Below are 19,400 nucleotides of genomic sequence, written 5' to 3'. Positions count from 1 at the left end.
CGCCGAAACGCCCACGGACCGCTTGCGCCTGGAGCGGAAATCAACATACAAGGTTACAGAGCATAATAATTGAGGTTAACTCCTTCGCATTGGAGTTAACCTTTTTAGTTTTCAAAGAAAATCATAATAACGTTTGTGAAAATAGTTTAAATTTGATAGAAAATTATAAATTTTATAAAATAGAATAATATAAATGCACCTAAACGGAGGGGAAAATATGGCATTTAAAATTAAAAAAATTGACCATATCCAACTTGCGGCACCAAAAGGCTGCGAAGAGGCTGCAAGAAACTTTTTTGGGGAAATTCTTGGACTAATGGAGGTAGAGAAGCCAGATGAATTAAAAAAACGAGGTGGAGTTTGGTTTGAGTTTGGAACATTCCAGCTCCATATTGGCGTCGAAGATCCGTTCTCACCTGCAAAAAAGGCACATCCCGCGTTTGTTGTTGAAAATATTGAGGAATTAAAAAGACACCTGAGTAAAAATGAGATCACATTTCAAGAGGATGATAATCTTCCTGGAGCCAGCCGTATTCATGTAAATGACCCATTTGGTAATCGACTTGAATTTCTAGAATGGGAATAATTCATTACCTAACCACTTCTTTATAAAAAATAGCCCCATTCCAGCATTGGATATGGGGCTTAAAGTATTTTTAATAGGGATGTAAGATTAATCTAATCAATATACAAGCAGGGTGAGGGGACAGCCTGCTAAAGGGAATCAACTCAATACCTATTGCTACTGTTTAACAGTTACTTTTACTTGTTCATGACTGACACCTATGTGCTGTTTGAAAATTAAAGAAGGACCACCTAGGTTAAAAAGGTAACGAGCCTCAATAACCTGTTTCATAAATGCAGCGAATAACCCAGATAGACGGAAGTTTCCGACCTTTCCTACTGCTGCCCAGTTTCCAATTGAGGCAACAGAGCCTTTATGATGGTATTCAAATGCTTTCAATTCACTACCACGAAGTGTAGCAACCATATTTTTTGCACAAACATCCGCTTGTTGTAAAGCCACTTGAGCAGTAGGCGGTAAAGAAGATTTTTCATCCTTCATGAATAATGAGCAATCACCTATACTAAAGATGTTTCTTATATTCTCAACCCGTAAATAGCGGTCTACCGGAAGTTTGCCTTTCATCATTGGTAAGCCACATTTTTGAATAATGGTATTTCCTTTTACCCCGCAAGACCAGATTAACGTTTTTGTTGGGATTTCAATTCCATTTTCAAGGTAAACCTTTTCGGGAGTGTACTCTAAAATTTTCATTCCTGTTAATAATTCAACATTATGTTTTTCTAATACTTCAGTTGTATACTCGATTGATTCTTTAGGGAAGAAGGGAATGACTGAAGGTGCAGCTTCAATCGCAACAATTTTTACTTTTTCAAAGGGTACCTCGTATTGTTTACAAAGCTTTGGAAGACCTTCTGCAAGTTCACCAAGCATTTCAACTCCTGTAAATCCACCACCTGCAACAACAAAGGTTAGGCGTGCAGGATCTAGATCTGCTTTGTAAAGGTTTAGTTGTTTAATAATTTGATTATATATTGCTTTTGAACTTCTAAAGCTTCGAATCTCAAATGCATGCTCTTTTATTCCAGGAATTCCGAAGGTCTCCACTTCAAATCCAAGTGCAATTAATAAGTAATCATACTCTACAGTATCGCCACCTTCGAGGTGTACTTCTTGGGTATTAATATCGATTGAGGACACAGTTCCCTTTTTAAAATAGGTCTTTGCCGGATCTATTAGTTCAGGAATAGACATGGCAATTTGTTTATCAGCTGCGGTTCCGACACCTGTTTTGTGTAATTGTGTCGTTATATAGTGATAATCGTGTTTATTAATTAAGGTTACATCTGCTTCACCCGATTTTAGCAACTTTTCAAGTTTCTTACTCGTAATAATCCCACCGTATCCTGCACCTAAAATAACGATTTTGGGTCTTTTCATTATAATCACTCCCATTTTCTATAAAGAATACTTTCAGTCTAAAATGTGAAGTGTTTCACATAAAAACTTTTAAAAAATAGAGCTAAAAGCCCTTTTTATGTGAAATATTTCACAAACCTTCTATATTCATAGAATACGATAAATTGTAAGTTAACACAAGTAATTTATCCACTAAAATTTTGACAAAATGGTAAATTATTTTTGATAAATTGGGAAAGATAACCACGTGCCACAAATTGATGAAATTAATGTAAAAATAAGAAGTGGAAGGTGTTTAATATGAAAATAAAAATGTTACTTTTGGCAATGGGTTTATTGTTTTCACTGCCAGGATTAGCTTCAGCTAATCATCTTGAACAAAGCGATCATGGAGAAAAAGCACCTTGTGATTGTCATGATGGGGGGAAGCACCATCATCATATGATGCATAAAGATTGGCAAGCACATATGGCAGAAAAAGAACAAAAACTGTTAGCATGGGTAGATCAATATACTCCTAATAAAAAAGCAGAGTGGACCAAAGTGTTAGAAGAGAAAAAGGCACTCCGTAATAAATGGATGAGTCCTGAAAATGCAACAAAGCGTGAGCAGTGGAAAAAAGAAAGAATGGCCAAAATGGAAGAACTAAAAAAGCAATTTGATCAAGGTAAAATAACGAAGGAGGAGTTTATCCAAAAGGCACACGATGGTAAAGTCATGGGTCACTGGAAAACCTTCCATGAACTACGCTTAGCTGTAGAGAAAAAGGACAATCAGCAGGCGGCAAATCTACTTAACCAGCTTCTAGAACAATACAAACAGCATAATCAGAAAATGAATGAGATGCTAACAAAATGAGTAATAAAAAACTAATGATGGCAACACTTGGTTTAGGCGCTGCTTTCATATTAAGAAATGAAAAGTCACGAAAAATATTAAAAGAACAATTTCAGGCCTTTGCAGAAAAGTCTAGAAAATAAAACACCCCCCATTCCCTGTGAGTCTATAGGGAATGGGGGGGTGTTTTATTTGTTTAGGTCGATTTTATCTTGTTTTACTTCTTTGATATCTTCTTTAATTTCCTCTTTTATATCATCCGCAATGCCTTCAGTTGCTTTTTTAAATTCACGAATTGACTTACCAAAGGCACGTCCAATTTCTGGCAATTTGTTTGGTCCAAAAATGACCAAAGCAACAATTAAGATTAAAATTAATCCAGGAAAACCAATATTAGAAAACATTATTTCACTCCTATTGATGAGTTGTAATTATTCTAATCAATATTATAACGTTATATTTTAAATAGTACTAGTAGATAGACTAAGCGAAGGTAGCGTGAAGCATAAATAAAACTAAAAATGCTATAGCTAGCTTTAAATGCCAATTCCGATCTGTTCGTTTGAACCGGTTTATTCCCATTACTATTAGGAACAAAAGGACAATAATAGCTCCAATTCCCGATAGATAAGTAAAGTTTACCTTAAAGCCTCGTATAAGTGCTAAGAAACTGTGTAGAAACACTATACCTGCAGATAGAAGACCGACTGGTACATGCCATTTTCGGACAATCTTTGCAATAGATTGAACAAGAGGCTTGATTTGAATTTGTCCCAACTGAAGTGTCTTTAATTGCTTTTGCTTTAATAACCAAAAGACAGGATAGATGGCTAAAGCTGCAAAAAAGCCAATTCTTGAAATAGAACCCAACTGTTTAAATGTCCCTTTATAGTGGCGAAAGTCTTGGCTCATTAGCTCTTGGTGGTTAATCGAGATATACAGTAATCCAGTTAAAACTAAGATGACTGATAACAGTAAAAAGCTGATCAATAATTTGCGATCTTTGGAATTTGGTATTTTCCTTGATAAAAATGTTCCTTTTTTAGCTGGAATAGACTGCTGTCTAATGGGAATCACAACCTTTTAAAAGATATTGGGCACCTAGTTTCGAACAATCTCATTCTTTGGATGATTCTGCCTGTAAAAATCCATAATGGCACGGTCTGTATATACCCAGCCTTTCCATCCAATATGAATAGTATCCTTCATAAAATATGGGTCATATTCATGATCGGAGAAGTCTGCAATTTGGAACCCTTCAGCTTCTATTTGATTTTTTATCCGCTTATAATATGGGGAACGGCCATCTTGGGTAAACCCAGTGAAATCATACCATTTTCCATTTACAGGAACTGAAATGAATAATGGTTGAGCACCATTTTCTTTCAACACATCGAGCACTAATTGGAAGTCCTCGTATTCAGGTGATTTCCCATATGAAGCCCCTTGTTTTTTCCCTTTTAATAATGGCGCCATTTTTTTAATCTTATTGTATTCCCGATTAGATATATCAAAAGGATTGTTTTTAGCTCTTTTCTTACCAAATTCATTTGCCATATCCTCTAACTGTTCCCAGTTTTTATTTTTAACTTTTGGACTTAGATCCCGATTTCGAGGGATACCACCTACCAATGTATAATAAAGGTCTTTCTTCTCAAGCAAATCACGGTAGGCATACGCAAAAGGGCGGACAATGCCTGTTTTTCTTTTAGTCCATGAATTCTTCGAAATTTCAGCCTTATAAATGGTTGAAAGGATGGGATCATTTTCAATTGGTGAAAAGGTTAGTAATCGTTTGATTGCGCGCTTCTTAACTACCGGGTCAATATCATTGTTAAAAGCAAAGTCGTATCCTTGTAACGCGGAATAGTTGGGAACAAAGTGTGATTCGTCTGTGCCGTTTGGCTGAAACCATTGTGGGGACAAAACGAAAATAATTTTTTTCCCTTTTAATTGATTCGTATGTTCAGAAAAATTTAATAGATGAATTAAGGATTCCGTACCGCCTCGTCCAATGAGGAAGGGGGTGAAATCGGCATTTGTTTCTGCAAAATAATTTGACGGATGAAATCTGTCCAACCTAGCAAGCTCGGAGGACCCATAAATAGGTAAGAAATGAGGGTCCTCTAGCATCTTTTGTTGAACATACTTCCCTTGAAACATAAAAGGGTTTAATTCTGTTGCCGCTTGATTGATTTTAGATTTCGGTATCAACGATTCTATGAACTGACTCGGTATGAGAACCAATATTAGCAAGAAAATGAAAGCTAAGATTAATGGTGCAAAAACCGTTTTTTTCATTTCATATCAGCCAGCTGTAAAGCAATATTGTTCGGTGTATTCCAAAGATCCCGATCAAACTCAGAAATGGGTACAAGAATACCTAGACGTTCTTCTATTTGGATTAGCAATTCAACTGTTCCGAATGAATCTAATAGACCGGATTTAAATAGATCAACGTCGGGGTTTTCCTTAACAACCTCGTCTTGACAAACTTCTGCTAAGATTTCAATAACTTCATTTTTAAATTCGACTAATTCTATACTCATGATATTTAGACTCCTTCTTTAAATAGTTGTCCAGAAAAAAGATAAAAACCAAAACAAACGAAATGGAAGGTAATGACAATGGCCAATATATGAGTGAATTTATTTTGCGGCCACCATTTATGTTTTTTATTAAATTGCTCAAACGAATTGTATAAGACCATTAGTAAGGCATGATATATTCCATAGAGAATATATTGAATTTCTAAACCATGCCAGACACCCATAATCATGAATAAAAGGATGTAACCTAGGTTGGAAACAACATTTCGATTTTTAATCCACTTTTTCTTGGTCATCCAAAAAACAAAACGCATATACACATAATCTCGGAACCAAAATGAAAGACTTAGGTGCCAACGATTCCAAAAGTCTTTGATATTTCTACTAATAAAGGGCCTATTGAAGTTTTCAGGGGATTTAATTCCCATCAAATAACTAACACCAATGGCAAATGCACTGTAGCCTGCAAAATCAAAAAAGAGATAAAAGCTATACGCATACATGTAGTAAAGATGATGCTGAAACTGACTATGTGCAATAAATCTTAGATTAGCGATAAAAAAGTGGTTAATAGAATAGCCAATTATATATTTATATAAAAAGCCCAGGAAAATTTTGTTGATTCCCTCATATAAAAGGACTTTATATTCCTCTCCTTGTATCTCCCTTTGCACATCCTTTTCAAACCGACGATATCTGTCGATGGGACCAGATGAGATGGTAGGGAAAAATAATAAAAAATATAACAACTGGAAGAGGGGGGGAACCTTTTTAATGAGGCCGTCCCTAGTTTCCATAATTAACTGAGTGCCTTTAAACGTTAAATAAGAAATACCAAGAAAACCAATCCAATTAACTTGTGAAAAGTATGGCATCAGCTTGGACAGGCCTAATGGAAGGATAGAAAGGAAAACAGCCAAATAAAAAATGAAAGCTCCATTTGCCTTCCTTCTATAGTGAATATACCCATAAAATAAGATAATCTGCCAAATGATAAATAGGATTAATGCAATCGTACCTTGTAAATTGGATGCAAAAATGAGACTTAAGCCAATAATTGTAACTAGCAAATTATAGCGATAAAATCTTTTCCCTAGTAACCCTAGTACAATCGTTGGTGTTAACAGGATGGCGACGATGAAAAAGAAAGTAAAGGAGCCATAGGGTGTCATAGCAAAACCAGTTCCTTTATTCTTTTTCGATCCATTTTTCCATTTGCCGTCATCGGAAGTTCATTAAAATAAGTGAATTTCCTCGGTATCATATAAGCAGGAATCATTCTGCTTAAATCTTTTTTTATGGCGCTTGTTAATTGGTATTCTTTTTCAAAGGTGTGATTTGCCGGGATAATAGCTGCTAGTAAGTACTCAATCTTTTCCCCAGAATCTATCGGAATTACAAGTGCTGACTGGACAAATGGTGATTGTGAAAGCTGATATTCGATTTCTTCCAATTCCATGCGATAGCCATGAAGTTTAATTTGAAAATCGATTCGCCCTTGATAAAAAAGATGCCCTCTAGAATCCATAAAACCAGCATCACCTGTGCGATAGGCTTGTTCACCTTTATAGGTGAAAAATGCTTTATCAGTTAGCTCTGGTTGACCGAAATATCCCTTGCTGACACCTGGACCTACAATGATAATTTCACCTTTTTCACCATTGGACACAAGGTTGCCATTCTCATCCAGAAGTAAAATCTGCGTATCTTGCTTTGGCTTCCCAATAGGAAGTGTAGGACAGTCCTTCATTATATCGTTAGATATCTCAATGGATGTGACAGCTACAGTCGCTTCAGTCGGCCCGTACGTGTTAAAACACTTGGCACGCGGAAAACACGTCATCAGTTGCTGACAGATTGCATGAGGTAGCACTTCCCCGCAAAATAAAAAAACTGAAAGTTCGGGAAGGAGCTCTTCATTAAAAGATGGATCCATCAGACACATTTGTGCAAAAGAAGGAGTAGACGTCCAAACTTGAGCATTCGAGCGTCGCAATTCCTCAAAAAGGACCTTTGGTTTTTCAATCATTTCTTTTGTAACGGCAAAAAGTGTTCCTCCAGTCATAAGAGCAGGATACAGGTCCATTACAGAAAGATCAAAGGAATAAGGCGCTTGGTTCAAGAATCTTAACTGGCCGTTAATTGGAAAATCCTCAACCATCCAATCTATAAAGCTTTGTAAGTTATTAACGGATATTTGAACACCTTTAGGAGTTCCCGTACTCCCGGATGTGTAAATGATATAAAAATTATCATTTCCTTTAACCCAATTCGATGGATCTACTGGCCCCGATGCGGGAAGGTCAACCAGAATCTGTTCAAATGCTATTGTTCTGACATTGCAGTCATTAAAAGGTAATAGTTGATTTGTTGTATTGATGATTAACCCTGGTTTCGCACTTGTGATGATATGATTAATTCTCTCAGGCGGGATGGATATGTCCACCGGGATATAGGGATGCCCTGATTTTACACTTCCCAAAAATGAGACAACTAAGGATACATCCATATGACCGTATATTAGGATAGGTAAATGCTTTTCTATTGTTTGATTCTTTATGAAGGCAGCAACCCTCTCAGATTGATCCCAAAGTTCTCCATAAGTGATTTCTTGGTTTGGTGTGATATAAGCAATAGTGTTTGGCTGTATATGTGCAATGTTTCTAATGTGATGTAAAAGTTTCATGGTAGAGCTGCCTCCTATTAAAAATCATTGTAAATATAGGTGCCGGCGCTTGCGTCATTAAATCCATACATGAAAAATAAAAAAAGTAGAATTAGAAAATAATAGACAAAGCGTCCAAACCATTTAAGCTTCTGATTTGAAAAAATAACTTTAAATTTATTGAACATGGTGGTTCAACCCCATTGAAAAATTTGAACTTACTTATCATAATGCGATTTGCCTTTTTAAACATTAAAATAAGATGAGGATACAATTAAATTTTCATTATTTAATTAGAAAATTCGATAGAAAAAAGGCCAAGTGGTGAACACTTGGCCTTTCCCTGTAACCATTTTATAGAACTAAGTCTGATTGCACGTAATGGTAGAGAAGATTAGCTGTATTTTCGATGGATGATTGATGTGTACGTTCAAAAGCGTGAGATGAATCAATTCCTGGACCAATTAAGCCATGGACAATATCATGGCCAGAGCGGATTGCAGCTGATGCATCTGAACCATAATATGGATAAATGTCAAGTTTGTATCCAATATTATTTTCCTGTGCTAGACGAACTAAGTTTTTTCTCATTTCATAATGATAGGGACCGCTTGCATCCTTCACACATATGGACACGGTATATTCATCGGTTGATTGTCCGTCTCCCATGGCGCCCATATCCACTGCTAAGTATTCTACCGTTTCAGGTGTAATATTGGAGTTGCCTCCGTACCCTATTTCCTCATTATTTGAGATTAGAAAATGAGTGGTATACGGTAAGGTTAAGTTTTCTTCTTTAATTTGCTTGATTAATTGAAGAAGAATGCCAACACTTGCTTTATCATCCAAATGGCGCGATTTAATATATCCGCTTGGAGTTATTTCTACACGTGGGTCAAATGAGACGAAGTCACCAACTTCAATTCCAAGGGCATGAACTTCCTCTGCATTAGTGACTTTTTCATCAATACGAATTTCCATATTATCCTGATTTCGTTCTGCCTTTCCGGCATCTTTATACACATGGACGGATGTTTGATGCATTAAAATAGTGCCAGTAAATTTCTTTCCATTGCTTGTTTCAATTTGGCAGTATTCGCCTTCTATCGAGTTATATTTAAATCCTCCAATCAAATCAATTTTTAATCTGCCATTTGATTTAATTTCCTTTACCATCGCACCAAGTGTGTCAACATGTGCTGTAAGCATACGATGCTTGCTTGAATCTTTCCCGTCAATTGAAGCAATTAGACCGCCTTTGCGGTTTCTATAAGTAGTAATTTGTAACTCCGCAAGAAATTTTTCAACAAAGGTAATCACTTCATTCGTATTACCAGAGGGACTTGGGATGGAGACTAGCTTTTTGATTAAATGTAATGTGTCCTCTGTATATGTATTAGTCATTGCATTTGCTCCTTTCAGAATCTTCATTCTTATTATACATAAATTTAGAAAATGATGTATTTAATCCCATAATGAAGGCAATATTTTTTAAGTGTTTGCATAGAGTAACATGTATTCATTTTTTTCCTAGGAGTTAGGAAATGAAAAAGTGGGTATAAATGTAATAATTTATTCGACAAGGAAAATTAACGGAGGAGAAAAAGTTGACCAGAGCTGAACTATATAACCAAAAGCCAAAGCAATTTTCTTGGAAGGGTCTATTCTTTTTCATTCTAATGAGCTTGATTATTGCCGCAGGTAGTATTTTCTTTCACTATTATGATCAAAGTTCGATAAAAATAGAAGCACCATCAGAAAAATTAGGGCAGAAGGTCGTAATAGAGCTGCCAAATGGTCAAAAGGTGTATACGTATGACAATTTAATTTATAAAAAAGATGGAAAGATCTATTATAAGGGAGAACGAAATACCATCGACTTAACCGGTGGAACCGTGGCATATGAAGAATGGAAATAGAAAAAAGCGAACGACTGAATATTTGTCGTTCGCTTTTTTTAATTGTCCAGTTAAGGCGTTTTCGCTTTCCTTACATAATAAGAGTGTATAAAATACGACTGCGAGAACTGTTCAGCTCCAGCGCCTAGCCCCTCGGGTCAAATAACCTTCGGCAATAAAAGTCAAAAGGCGGACTTTTCTTGCCGAAGAACATTTGCCTGTCGGGGCTGAACAAGGCGCTTGCGCTTTTATTATTTGAACCATCCTTTTTTGTTAAACCAAATGGACATTCCAATTCCCACTAGTACCATTACAAGGAGGGTGGCAAAATAGCCGTATTTCCAAGTTAATTCCGGCATATAGTGAAAATTCATGCCGTACAAGCCAGCTATAAAAGTAAGCGGCATGAAAATGGTTGTTATAACCGTAAGGACCTTCATGACATGGTTCGTCTGATGAGAATTAATTGAAATATAGCTATCACGAATATCTGTTGTTAATTCCCGATTGGCTTCAATCATTTCTGTTAATTTTAGCAAATGGTCATGAATATCTGAAAAGTATTCGTTTCTTCCTCTTATAAAAGTCACCCTTTGAGAGTTTAAGATTCTATAGATAAGATCCCGCATAGGTGTGATCGTATGCCTTAAAGAAAGAAGATGGTGTCTTGTATCAAATAAAACTTCTAATAATTCTTCCATTGTTCTTTTTTTCGAGTTCTCATCAATTTCATTTAACATATCTTCAATTTGATAGACGAGTGGGAAATAATTATCGACCATTTTATCAAGTACATAATATAGAACATGGGAAGGGTCCCATTTCTCAATGCTTGTTGAAAGAGTTAACCTTCTCCATACCTCATCAATTTCAGAGGATGGGTTGTGGTGAAAGGTAATTACATACCTTTCACCAAGAAAGATATCAAGCTCTTCCTTTGTGATGGTTTGTTGATTTAATGCCTGCGTGACAAAAAAAGTATAGTTTTCATAATAGTCTAGCTTTGGTCTTTGCAATTGATGAATACAATCCTCAATGGCAAGTGGATGGAAAGAAAGAGGGGTCCTTAGAAATTCGATTTCTTCATTTGTTGGTTCATGAAAATCAATCCAATACCATTGATAATCTCCGTTGACCAGTTGAGAGATGTCAATGTCTCTAACAATTTCATAGCTATTGGTTACTGCAATGGTTCTAATCATACAATCTCCTTATTGATAACATACTACCTACAATATAAAGGATAGGGTTTCAAAAAACAGCATTAATCAATAAAGTTTATCTTTTTTATTTATTAAGACACTTTCTCGAACCCATCTTTGACGGCTTCTCCTCTTCTGCAACCCTTGATACAGACTTTGCAGGCCAAGAAAAAATACTGTAATGATTCCACTAAATACAATAAAAACAGTGAAATATTCGAAAGGATTATATGACTTGAAATGATCCCAATGGATCGTCCCTTTTAAATCATGGGTAAAGAGGTTCATACTGAATATGCCACAAACAACCGTATATAAGGTTAAGACTAATAATAATAAGCTGTCTCTTTTTGTAATGATATTTTCTTCATATTTAAAAAGGCTAAAAAGAGTTTCTTTTGTATTGGTGTATAAATGATCTATTTGAAAACTATTTCTTAATTGCTTAAAGAGTTCGTGACCTAGGGTTTGTGCAGGGAAAATATTGAAATAGTAATTAGAAGTAAAAGAGTTGATTATATAATTGAGCCGCTCAAATTCGTTGGTTGCCTCATCAATATTTATTTCCGAATACGTTTTAGCTATTTTTAAAAAGACCAATTGATGAAATAGATTGATGATCACTGAATAATAGTAAGGTCCATAATATTGGCTAATCAGCTGATTGTTCTCAATTTGCTTGTCATTTGAAAAAATTGAAAAGCTTAATTCATCAAAAGTCATAGGAACTCTAACTTCTTCCTCCTGATAAGAAACAAACGAATGAACGTACATTTTATTAGGCGTCAGCAGCGAAACTGCTTCTTTACACAAAAATTTCTGTAAGGGTGGAACTAAAGTAGAAAACACGAAATCTCCTACAGTTGAGTACGTTTTTTCGTTAAATGAAATTTCAGTTGTTTGCTTAACCGTAGGAGTGGAATCAAGAAATCGAAAATAATTAGCAAACTCAAGTACTTGAGAAAATGGTAAATGGTTTATTTCAGCCCGTATCGTTATAAAACCAAGTTCATAGGGACAAATAAAAACATCAACCGAGTGAATCTGAAAAGGGATTGGTGCATTCAAAACGTTCATAGAAGCATGAAGGTTGAGATTTTTAGAGTACCTGTGAAGCCCTTTTGGTTGAGTATCTTTTGGGAATAGAATCGTATTCGTTATAGGAAGGAAAAAAGCTTCCAATTCATTATGGTTAACATTGTATCTGCCATAATAGGCCGTTTCTTTTTTAGTATCATTCAATTGAAACGGAGTAAAATTATTGGTTTGTAAATAGTCTGAGAAGTGTTGACTACTACTGGCCTTCCATGAAATGGGGAAGATGAATTGAAAAAGGGCTGTAGAAACTTGTTTTTCTTTCAAATCGGTGTGCTGCATGGAAATTGATCCTTTCAAATTAAAGTTTCCTAAAAACAAGTTACCCAAAAAGAAAGAAACTTAACCAGTAAACAGATATACAAAAAGGCATTCCATTTATGGAATGCCTCGAGATTATGCCAATGGTGCTGTCTCTTTATTACGCATGGATTGTGGAATGTAAACACAGAATGGCTCACTTTCCATATAATCACCTGTTACAGCATAGGTTCTAGAGCGAGATCCGCCGCAAATCTTATTATACTCACAAACTCCACACTTACCTTTATAATTATCAGGTTGGCGCAATTCTTTAAATACTTTTGATTCTCGATAGATTTCAGCCAGTGGTGTTTCGCGAATATTTCCACCTACAATAGGAAGGAGTCCACTAGGCATGACATCTCCAATGTGAGAAACAAACGCAAAGCCATTTCCATCATTCACACCCTTCGGCGCACGCTTTAATCCATCATGCATAGAGGCAAAATCTGTAGTAATAGAATCTTCGTAATGGATTTCACCTTTATCAATTAATTGATCACGGGTTTTTTGCTGCAAGACGACTCTGCGATAGTGCTGTGCTGCTGTAGTTTTGATATCATATGGTGCTGTTTTGCTTAGTTCATACAGCCAACGAAAAACTTTTTCATGCTCAGCTGGAGAAATACAAGCGTCCATTTGGCCTCTTCCAGTTGGTACTAGAAGGAATATGTACCACATAACCGCTCCAAGCTCAGCTACTAATTTAGACATTTGTTCTAGTGAATCGTAATTGTAGCGGGATATAACAGTATTTATTTGTAAAGGCATTTCTAATTCGTTTAAATATTTAATTTTTTCTACAGTTAAATCGAATGAACCAGGAGTTCCACGGAAATGATCATGTATTTCTGGCGTTGGTCCGTCTAGACTAAAGCCCCACCGTGATAGCCCGACTTCCTTGGCACGCTCCATTTTCTCCTTGGTTACATTAGCAGTTGCACTAGGTGTCATAGACACACGCATACCTTTTTTGACTGCATAATCAGCAAGTTCGAATAAATCCTCTCGCATCATGCAATCTCCACCAGTAAAGACGAGCATTGGATTATCCATTTCATAAATTTGATCAATTAAATGGATTCCTTCGTCGTGTGACAACTCCCTTGGGTCTGCCGTAAGCTGCGCATCGGCCCGACAATGAACACACTTAAGCTGACAAGCTCTTGTCACTTCCCAAATAACAATAAAAGGGTTTTTGTCATAATCAATACCATTCTGCATTCCATGTCCATGAGGGTGCCCCATGCCATGAGGATGTCCTTTTCCAATTCCTTGCATCTTCATCACCAAGATTCATAATTATTTTATAAAACATAAAAAGTGTTTCTATAGGTTTATTATAGTTTTGATATCTCACCGTGGATGAAAGGTTTGTTACAATATTTCTACATTACGTTTTTGTTTTTTTATGGCTTTGTTAAACTTGCCTGTTGATTTCCGCTCCAGTCGCTTCGCTTTCCGTGGGTGTTTCGGCGAGCCTCCTCGGCGCTAGCGCCTGCGGGGTCTCCCCTGAACCATACTCCCACAGGAGTCTTCGCGCCTTCCGCTCCAATCAACAGGGTTCTTTAACACAGCCTTTTTTATAAAAAATAATAATTTTTCCAGTTGGTGAATTTCCTTCCATGTAAACCATATCTTTGGGATTTAATCCAATCTCATTCTCCTTTATGATAGAGAGGGCAAAACAACTTAAGGGAGAGCAGCCATCCATGAAAAAACATCTACTGACAGTAGTCACAACTGCCGGCATCTTGTTAACTTCTTTTGGTGGGAATGCAAGTGCACATGAAAATATTTATACCGTACAATCGGGTGATACCCTCTGGAAAATCTCGCAAAGTAATCAAGTATCGATTGCTGATTTAAAAGCTTGGAATCAACTTACTAGTGATACAATCTATGTAAATCAAAAACTCTCATTATTGGCACCGCATAGCCATGAAACAGCCACAACCACCTATACAGTCCAAAAAGGTGACTCTCTTTGGGGCATAAGTACCCGCTTTCAACTATCAATCGCTCAACTAAAATCTATTAATAACTTAACTTCAGATACTATCTATATCGGACAAGTATTAAAGGTTTCCCTGACACCAATATCAGAACCACAACCAGAAACTACTGTGTCTAAAGCTGATTTGGTTATTTCTGAAGCAAAAAAATATATTGGTACACCGTATTTATGGGGCGGCATGACGCCGGCAGGTTTCGACTGCAGTGGGTATACTAGTTATGTGTTTAATAAAGTCGGGATAACCATTCCAAGAACAGCGGCAACACAATGGTCTGGTTTAAAAGTGATTAGTACCCCAATGCCTGGAGATCTTGTATTTTTTGAGACATATGCACCTGGTCCCACACATGTGGGAATTTATCTAGGGGATAATAAGTTTATCCAAGCGGGGTCTTCTGGGGTTTCCATCGCTGATATGACAAATTCATACTGGAAACCTAGATATCTTGGTGCTAGAACCGCATTTTAATAGAATATGGAAAAAAGTCTTTTATCAATTGATAAAAGGCTTTTTTTTACATGAAATTTCTGAATAGTAATACTTTAAGAAAAGTGAATTTAGCTTTATACTTATGAAGAATATTTTTTGACGGATGTCACTCTTTTGGGGGTTTTGATGTTTAATTTAACTCTATATCATGAGGTTTTTTATCAGTCTAGAATTCCACAAGTAATTGCTTCAATAGATTTATCAAAAATACAATACAATCCGGCTTTTTGTGACTTTTTAGGTTACACGATGGATGAAATCTCAGAACTTACAATTGAATCCTTCTCACATCCAGAGGATATGCCAAAGGATGCTCAATTATTTGGAGGAATTTTAAGCGGCATTAGAGATGAGTATCAGCTTGAAAAAAGATTTATTCATAAGTTAGGAGATATTAAAACAGGTATTTTAAATGTATCAAGAGTTCGAGAACAATCTACTGGTGAGGAATTTCTATTAGGTCAAGTACTGGATATTACAGAGAAAAAACAAATGGAGATGGCACTTAGACATCGTGAGAAGAAATATCGTCTTCTTGCAGAGCACTCTTCAGATATGATTATGTTACACAAAGTAGATTTTACGTATCTCTACGTATCTCCATCAGTAAAAACGGTTTTAGGCTACGAACCTTTCGAATTAATTGGTAAAAGTCCTAGTCAATTTATCCATCCAGATGATCGTGATGAAATGAGGAGGCAGTACCGTCTTTCAGCCAATCAAGATTCGCAATTAATTACATATCGATGCAGGAAAAAGGATGGTTCCTATATTTGGATTGAATCAACTACTAAAACCTTATCTGATAACGTGAGTGGTGAACCGAAAGAAATCGTTTCCGTTTCTCGAGATATCCAGCAACGAATGGAAACAAACGAAATGTTACGAAAATCTGAAAAGTTGGCAGTTGTTGGGCAAATGGCTGCTGCAGTAGCTCATGAAATTCGTAATCCTTTAACACCAATCAAAGGTTTTATGCAACTGTTACATTCTGAAAATGAAATCAACCCGATATACCTAAAGGTAATCCTGGATGAATTAAAACGGGTGGAGAGTATAATTTCAGAGTTTTTAACAATGGCCAAGCCCCATACAGAAAAAACGACCTTTGTTCAAATTAATGATGTTGTGAAACAAATAGTGCAACTTTTACAGACAGAAGCACTTATGATGAATAAAGAACTAAATTTCTTTTCCAGTGAATTCATTCCTGCAATAGAAGGAGATCCGAATTCACTCAAGCAGGTATTCATGAATGTCATTCAAAATGCCCTCGATGCAATAAATGAACAGGGACGAATTGAAGTAAATATTTCAAAAGACAAAACAGGAGTTATTGTGCAAATAGTTGATAACGGGTGTGGAATTCCACAGGAAAGACTATCTAAGCTTGGGGAGCCTTTCTATTCTACTAAAGAAAAAGGCACAGGTCTTGGATTAATGACAAGCTATCGTATTATAGAAAGCCACAATGGAAAAATCAATATTGAAAGTATTGATGGTGAAGGTACCACAGTAACGATTTGGTTACCTTACTCAATTAATTAAATAAATCAAAATGAACGGAGTAATCAATGGCAAAAAAAATTAGTAGTATTAGTATTGTTCTATTGATTATCATGGGTGGATTCATCTGGAAGGAAGAATTGCTTCTATTAGTCAAACAGGGAGGATCGCTATCTGTTTTTATAAGTATGCTTCTTGTAGTTATTTGTGTGTTCTTTCCGGTCATTCCTTATCCGATTTTAGCAGGGGGAATTGGAGCTGTCTTTGGAGCTCCAATGGGTACAGTGATATCCTTATCAGGAGCAATGGTTGGTACTTTGGTTCTTTTTTACTTGAGCAGATATGGTTTTAGGGATGTCGCACAAAAAAAGCTCGAAAAGTACCAAAAAGTAAAAGAATACGAGGAATTCCTGTTGAGAAATTCCTTTCTAGCGATTTTAACCAGCCGATTAATTCCTATTATTCCTGCACCTGTTATTACAATTATTTGCGGACTAAGTCAGGTCCATTGGCTTCCATTTTTTATTGCGTCAGCCATTGGAAAACTTCCTAACACTCTTATTTTATCCTTTGCAGGAGCTACATTTAGTAGTAATAAGCTTTTTTCATTTGGTTTATATGGTATTTACTTACTTTTTATTTTATTGGTTAACTTTTTATACGTTTATCGTAAATCAGCGAAAAAATCTATTGATTAGATAACTTTTTGGATGGTTAGATCAGTTTGCTTTTCAACAATGATGACTTCTTTAAAAAAGCTTTTTAAGATAAGCCATTTTGCAGGGTATGTATAAATAAAATCCTCCATTGCATGTAACGAATAATGAATGAAACAATCAAAGCTGTGTTGATGCTTTTTGAGATCATATAAAAGTGCATGTGGTACCGTATAATACTCATTCAATTGGTAAGGATTGAGTTTTGTATTTTGAATATTATGGTTTGCCATAAAATTTATAATTGACTGTTCCTGGAGGTCAATACTTTCTTCTTTTGATAGTCCATTGATACAAATTCGATTATTAACAAAATAAATTCCCTTCATTCATTTCCACCTCTCCGTATACTGTACTTGGTAATGTTATTGACAGCTTGGGTGAGAAGTATACTTGTTTCACAAATACATGAGTAGAAAGGTGACGATAACATAACAAAGGGCGGCTTTTTCATTTTAGGCGGCCTTATTTTTTATTTCTAAACAAAAAAATAGCCATGGCAATATAAACTGAGAACAGTAGTAGCAAGAAAAGCGGAAGCGAGAGTATAGTTTCGGTCATTTTCTCACGTCCTCAACGTTTATTTTAGGTCATGATACGACGGGTGAAAAAAGTATAGTAAGATGGCAATAACCGGGATGGAACACAACATGGCAGCCAACGGCTTTTTATGGTGTATACGCAAAATAATAAACATGATGGTATTAAAAACAGTTGACCAAATAGGGCCCCAATCATTTTCATAAAGGAATAAGCCTCTTTTGTAAAATAAGAGTTCTATTATTGAAAAATATGCAATCCAAACCGCAATATAGAGAACCCCTTTTCTCCCTTTTGGAAAGTACTGCAGATAAATCATAATTACCACAGGAATAACGAAAAAAGAAAAGACTAATTCAATGATTGTATGATTCAACCATTCGACAGTTACCGCCTTGTATGCCCAAAGAGTATGGTTGAAAAAAATAAAGTTATAAGCCAAGTTACATATGATAAAATACTGAATAGTTGGATAAAACTCTTTCCAGCGCTTCCAGTCTACGAAGATTTTAGCAAAAATAATATAAACTACGATTACAATAGCAATATACACAGGCAAAATCCTTTTTTAGTATTTATGTTAACCAAAAAATTAAAAATGTATGTATACCTTTTTTTATAGGAGAGAGAAAATGTTTAGTGCAATATTTCATGGCTTCATTTTGGCATTTGGACTCATTCTGCCATTAGGGGTTCAAAATGTGTTTGTTTTTAATCAGGGGGCTTTGCAGCCAAGGTGGGTCTACGTTCTCCCTGTTGTGTTAACTGCTTCCCTTTGTGATACACTGTTGATTTCATTAGCTGTCTTTGGGGTTTCAGCCGTTGTCTTTGGGGTAGCATGGATTAAGGTTACGCTCCTTCTCATTGGCATTCTTTTTTTAATTTACATGGGGTTTACCACTTGGAAAAGCAAAGCTCATACAGAAGAAACATCGAATCAAAGTTTTTCGCCACGTAAGCAGTTTGTATTTGCGGCTTCAGTTTCACTTTTAAATCCTCATGCTATTATGGATACGATCGGAGTGATTGGGACCAGCTCCTTGTCCTATTCAGGTCCAGCAAAGCTGGCCTTCATGTTGTCCTGTATTTTTGTATCGTGGATGTGGTTTTTTGGACTCTCACTTGCAGGAAGAATGGTAGGAAAGCTTGACCAGTCTGGAAGATTTATTCTTATCTTAAATAAACTATCAGCCTTAATTATGTGGGGAACAGCCATTTACCTTATCTTTTCATTAAACTATTAATAATAAAAAAAATTACCCGGCACAAATGCCGGGCATTTCCATCTATATATTAAGGGGGGCGGAGGTTAAAGGTTCTTCCGTGAACCTATTTATATCTTAGTAAATAAATATGAACAAACTATGAAGGAAAGATTAATAGTTTAAGAAAGGTGAAAAGGATGAAGGATTATCATTGTTGTGCCACATGTAAGCACTTTAAAATAGAAAAGAAGAGCAGTAATATAGCCTATTTGTGCAGCCGCTTAGGTTACCAAACCAAAACCAATTATAAATTTAACTGCTGGGATCCAAAAGAACAAATTAAGAATTTAATGGCGGGCAGAAATAAAAAATAATAGTATGAAAGGTAATCTATTTAATATGACAGATGTCCATTGATTCCATTCATTTAAC

At 35.9% G+C, this 19,400-nt stretch carries 23 protein-coding genes; 9 read left to right on the top strand and 14 right to left on the bottom strand.

Going from position 1 to position 19,400, the window contains the following annotated elements:
- The first annotated feature begins 217 nt into the window (after positions 1-217).
- Complete coding sequence (locus tag AC3A54_RS07375; RefSeq protein ID WP_487653978.1) at positions 218-586, top strand: VOC family protein; 369 nt, start codon at positions 218-220, stop codon at positions 584-586.
- Between the two features lie 156 nt (positions 587-742).
- On the opposite strand, the gene AC3A54_RS07370 is transcribed toward AC3A54_RS07375, so the two are convergent.
- Positions 743-1,966: an NAD(P)/FAD-dependent oxidoreductase gene (locus AC3A54_RS07370; protein WP_487653977.1), complete on the bottom strand. Its 1,224-nt coding sequence runs from the start codon at positions 1,964-1,966 to the stop codon at positions 743-745.
- A 279-nt stretch (positions 1,967-2,245) separates the two neighbouring features.
- On the opposite strand from AC3A54_RS07370, the gene AC3A54_RS07365 reads away from it, so the two are divergent.
- Positions 2,246-2,803 carry a hypothetical protein gene (locus tag AC3A54_RS07365; RefSeq protein ID WP_487653976.1) on the top strand — a complete coding sequence of 186 codons (558 nt, stop codon included), beginning with the start codon at positions 2,246-2,248 and terminating at the stop codon, positions 2,801-2,803.
- Entirely contained in the window at positions 2,800-2,925 is a 126-nt protein-coding gene (locus AC3A54_RS07360; RefSeq protein WP_308079831.1) for a hypothetical protein, read from the top strand. Before AC3A54_RS07365 ends, AC3A54_RS07360 begins: the two co-directional genes overlap by 4 nt.
- Positions 2,926-2,970: 45 nt before the next feature.
- On the opposite strand, the gene AC3A54_RS07355 is transcribed toward AC3A54_RS07360, so the two are convergent.
- The 8 genes from AC3A54_RS07355 to AC3A54_RS07320 form a co-directional block, all read right to left on the bottom strand.
- A complete protein-coding gene (locus AC3A54_RS07355; RefSeq protein WP_335547700.1) occupies positions 2,971-3,186 on the bottom strand; it encodes a twin-arginine translocase TatA/TatE family subunit in 216 nt (71 codons plus the stop codon).
- Between the two features lie 79 nt (positions 3,187-3,265).
- The gene (locus AC3A54_RS07350; RefSeq protein WP_487653975.1) at positions 3,266-3,859 is read right to left on the bottom strand and encodes a hypothetical protein; all 594 of its coding nucleotides are present in this window, start codon (positions 3,857-3,859) and stop codon (positions 3,266-3,268) included.
- Positions 3,860-3,883: 24 nt separating this feature from the next.
- Positions 3,884-5,083 (bottom strand): D-alanyl-lipoteichoic acid biosynthesis protein DltD, encoded by a 1,200-nt coding sequence (gene dltD / locus AC3A54_RS07345; RefSeq protein WP_487653974.1) that lies wholly within the window; start codon positions 5,081-5,083, stop codon positions 3,884-3,886.
- Positions 5,080-5,331, bottom strand: coding sequence for a D-alanine--poly(phosphoribitol) ligase subunit 2 (gene dltC / locus AC3A54_RS07340; protein ID WP_308079827.1), 252 nt, complete (start codon positions 5,329-5,331; stop codon positions 5,080-5,082). Before dltC ends, dltD begins: the two co-directional genes overlap by 4 nt.
- Before the next feature lie 5 nt (positions 5,332-5,336).
- Positions 5,337-6,503, bottom strand: coding sequence for a D-alanyl-lipoteichoic acid biosynthesis protein DltB (gene dltB / locus AC3A54_RS07335; RefSeq protein ID WP_487653973.1), 1,167 nt, complete (start codon positions 6,501-6,503; stop codon positions 5,337-5,339).
- The gene (gene dltA / locus AC3A54_RS07330) at positions 6,500-8,017 is read right to left on the bottom strand and encodes a D-alanine--poly(phosphoribitol) ligase subunit DltA (RefSeq protein WP_487653972.1); all 1,518 of its coding nucleotides are present in this window, start codon (positions 8,015-8,017) and stop codon (positions 6,500-6,502) included. Before dltA ends, dltB begins: the two co-directional genes overlap by 4 nt.
- A gap of 17 nt (positions 8,018-8,034) precedes the next feature.
- Positions 8,035-8,184: a teichoic acid D-Ala incorporation-associated protein DltX gene (gene dltX, locus AC3A54_RS07325; protein ID WP_487653971.1), complete on the bottom strand. Its 150-nt coding sequence runs from the start codon at positions 8,182-8,184 to the stop codon at positions 8,035-8,037.
- 166 nt (positions 8,185-8,350) lie between these two features.
- Complete coding sequence (locus AC3A54_RS07320; protein ID WP_487653970.1) at positions 8,351-9,400, bottom strand: M42 family metallopeptidase; 1,050 nt, start codon at positions 9,398-9,400, stop codon at positions 8,351-8,353.
- A gap of 203 nt (positions 9,401-9,603) precedes the next feature.
- Here AC3A54_RS07320 and AC3A54_RS07315 point away from each other — a divergent pair, with 203 nt between their 5' ends.
- On the top strand, positions 9,604-9,915 hold the full coding sequence (locus AC3A54_RS07315; RefSeq protein ID WP_487653969.1) for a hypothetical protein: 312 nt from the start codon (positions 9,604-9,606) through the stop codon (positions 9,913-9,915).
- Between the two features lie 230 nt (positions 9,916-10,145).
- On the opposite strand, the gene corA is transcribed toward AC3A54_RS07315, so the two are convergent.
- From corA to AC3A54_RS07300, 3 genes are all read right to left on the bottom strand, one after another.
- Positions 10,146-11,096, bottom strand: coding sequence for a magnesium/cobalt transporter CorA (gene corA, locus AC3A54_RS07310; RefSeq protein WP_308079821.1), 951 nt, complete (start codon positions 11,094-11,096; stop codon positions 10,146-10,148).
- A gap of 66 nt (positions 11,097-11,162) precedes the next feature.
- A complete protein-coding gene (locus AC3A54_RS07305) occupies positions 11,163-12,491 on the bottom strand; it encodes a hypothetical protein (protein ID WP_335547717.1) in 1,329 nt (442 codons plus the stop codon).
- 96 nt (positions 12,492-12,587) lie between these two features.
- Positions 12,588-13,742, bottom strand: coding sequence for a TIGR04053 family radical SAM/SPASM domain-containing protein (locus tag AC3A54_RS07300; RefSeq protein WP_487654004.1), 1,155 nt, complete (start codon positions 13,740-13,742; stop codon positions 12,588-12,590).
- 464 nt (positions 13,743-14,206) lie between these two features.
- Here AC3A54_RS07300 and AC3A54_RS07295 point away from each other — a divergent pair, with 464 nt between their 5' ends.
- The 3 genes from AC3A54_RS07295 to AC3A54_RS07285 all read left to right on the top strand — a co-directional run bounded on the left by AC3A54_RS07295 (position 14,207) and on the right by AC3A54_RS07285 (position 17,205).
- Entirely contained in the window at positions 14,207-14,980 is a 774-nt protein-coding gene (locus tag AC3A54_RS07295) for a C40 family peptidase (RefSeq protein WP_487653968.1), read from the top strand.
- A gap of 147 nt (positions 14,981-15,127) precedes the next feature.
- Positions 15,128-16,549 carry a PAS domain-containing sensor histidine kinase gene (locus AC3A54_RS07290; protein ID WP_487653967.1) on the top strand — a complete coding sequence of 474 codons (1,422 nt, stop codon included), beginning with the start codon at positions 15,128-15,130 and terminating at the stop codon, positions 16,547-16,549.
- A 26-nt stretch (positions 16,550-16,575) separates the two neighbouring features.
- A complete protein-coding gene (locus AC3A54_RS07285; protein WP_335547723.1) occupies positions 16,576-17,205 on the top strand; it encodes a TVP38/TMEM64 family protein in 630 nt (209 codons plus the stop codon).
- On the opposite strand, the gene AC3A54_RS07280 is transcribed toward AC3A54_RS07285, so the two are convergent.
- Both AC3A54_RS07280 and AC3A54_RS07275 read right to left on the bottom strand, forming a co-directional pair.
- Positions 17,202-17,552: a hypothetical protein gene (locus AC3A54_RS07280; RefSeq protein WP_487653966.1), complete on the bottom strand. Its 351-nt coding sequence runs from the start codon at positions 17,550-17,552 to the stop codon at positions 17,202-17,204. The genes AC3A54_RS07285 and AC3A54_RS07280 overlap by 4 nt on opposite strands.
- Before the next feature lie 251 nt (positions 17,553-17,803).
- Complete coding sequence (locus tag AC3A54_RS07275) at positions 17,804-18,316, bottom strand: CBO0543 family protein (RefSeq protein ID WP_487653965.1); 513 nt, start codon at positions 18,314-18,316, stop codon at positions 17,804-17,806.
- A 79-nt stretch (positions 18,317-18,395) separates the two neighbouring features.
- On the opposite strand from AC3A54_RS07275, the gene AC3A54_RS07270 reads away from it, so the two are divergent.
- The gene (locus AC3A54_RS07270) at positions 18,396-19,007 is read left to right on the top strand and encodes a LysE/ArgO family amino acid transporter (protein WP_487653964.1); all 612 of its coding nucleotides are present in this window, start codon (positions 18,396-18,398) and stop codon (positions 19,005-19,007) included.
- A gap of 158 nt (positions 19,008-19,165) precedes the next feature.
- A complete protein-coding gene (locus AC3A54_RS07265) occupies positions 19,166-19,342 on the top strand; it encodes a hypothetical protein (RefSeq protein ID WP_487653963.1) in 177 nt (58 codons plus the stop codon).
- Positions 19,343-19,400 lie beyond the last annotated feature (58 nt).

Source organism: Neobacillus sp. Soil_C_43, from assembly GCF_057656715.1.
Note: the sequence above shows the minus strand (reverse complement) of the source record. Positions and strands in the feature narration are given on the sequence as shown.

Excerpts from the sequence above, each read along its gene's own strand:
- AC3A54_RS07375 (WP_487653978.1), top strand. The coding sequence starts at position 218 with ATGGCATTTAAAATTAAAAAAATTGACCATATCCAACTTGCGGCACCA.
- AC3A54_RS07370 (WP_487653977.1), bottom strand. The coding sequence starts at position 1,966 with ATGAAAAGACCCAAAATCGTTATTTTAGGTGCAGGATACGGTGGGATT.
- AC3A54_RS07365 (WP_487653976.1), top strand. The coding sequence starts at position 2,246 with ATGAAAATAAAAATGTTACTTTTGGCAATGGGTTTATTGTTTTCACTG.
- AC3A54_RS07360 (WP_308079831.1), top strand. The coding sequence starts at position 2,800 with ATGAGTAATAAAAAACTAATGATGGCAACACTTGGTTTAGGCGCTGCT.
- AC3A54_RS07355 (WP_335547700.1), bottom strand. The coding sequence starts at position 3,186 with ATGTTTTCTAATATTGGTTTTCCTGGATTAATTTTAATCTTAATTGTT.
- dltD (WP_487653974.1), bottom strand. The coding sequence starts at position 5,083 with ATGAAAAAAACGGTTTTTGCACCATTAATCTTAGCTTTCATTTTCTTG.
- dltC (WP_308079827.1), bottom strand. The coding sequence starts at position 5,331 with ATGAGTATAGAATTAGTCGAATTTAAAAATGAAGTTATTGAAATCTTA.
- dltB (WP_487653973.1), bottom strand. The coding sequence starts at position 6,503 with ATGACACCCTATGGCTCCTTTACTTTCTTTTTCATCGTCGCCATCCTG.
- dltA (WP_487653972.1), bottom strand. The coding sequence starts at position 8,017 with ATGAAACTTTTACATCACATTAGAAACATTGCACATATACAGCCAAAC.
- dltX (WP_487653971.1), bottom strand. The coding sequence starts at position 8,184 with ATGTTCAATAAATTTAAAGTTATTTTTTCAAATCAGAAGCTTAAATGG.
- AC3A54_RS07320 (WP_487653970.1), bottom strand. The coding sequence starts at position 9,400 with ATGACTAATACATATACAGAGGACACATTACATTTAATCAAAAAGCTA.
- corA (WP_308079821.1), bottom strand. The coding sequence starts at position 11,096 with ATGATTAGAACCATTGCAGTAACCAATAGCTATGAAATTGTTAGAGAC.
- AC3A54_RS07300 (WP_487654004.1), bottom strand. The coding sequence starts at position 13,742 with ATGGGGCACCCTCATGGACATGGAATGCAGAATGGTATTGATTATGAC.
- AC3A54_RS07295 (WP_487653968.1), top strand. The coding sequence starts at position 14,207 with ATGAAAAAACATCTACTGACAGTAGTCACAACTGCCGGCATCTTGTTA.
- AC3A54_RS07290 (WP_487653967.1), top strand. The coding sequence starts at position 15,128 with ATGTTTAATTTAACTCTATATCATGAGGTTTTTTATCAGTCTAGAATT.
- AC3A54_RS07285 (WP_335547723.1), top strand. The coding sequence starts at position 16,576 with ATGGCAAAAAAAATTAGTAGTATTAGTATTGTTCTATTGATTATCATG.
- AC3A54_RS07280 (WP_487653966.1), bottom strand. The coding sequence starts at position 17,552 with ATGAAGGGAATTTATTTTGTTAATAATCGAATTTGTATCAATGGACTA.
- AC3A54_RS07270 (WP_487653964.1), top strand. The coding sequence starts at position 18,396 with ATGTTTAGTGCAATATTTCATGGCTTCATTTTGGCATTTGGACTCATT.
- AC3A54_RS07265 (WP_487653963.1), top strand. The coding sequence starts at position 19,166 with ATGAAGGATTATCATTGTTGTGCCACATGTAAGCACTTTAAAATAGAA.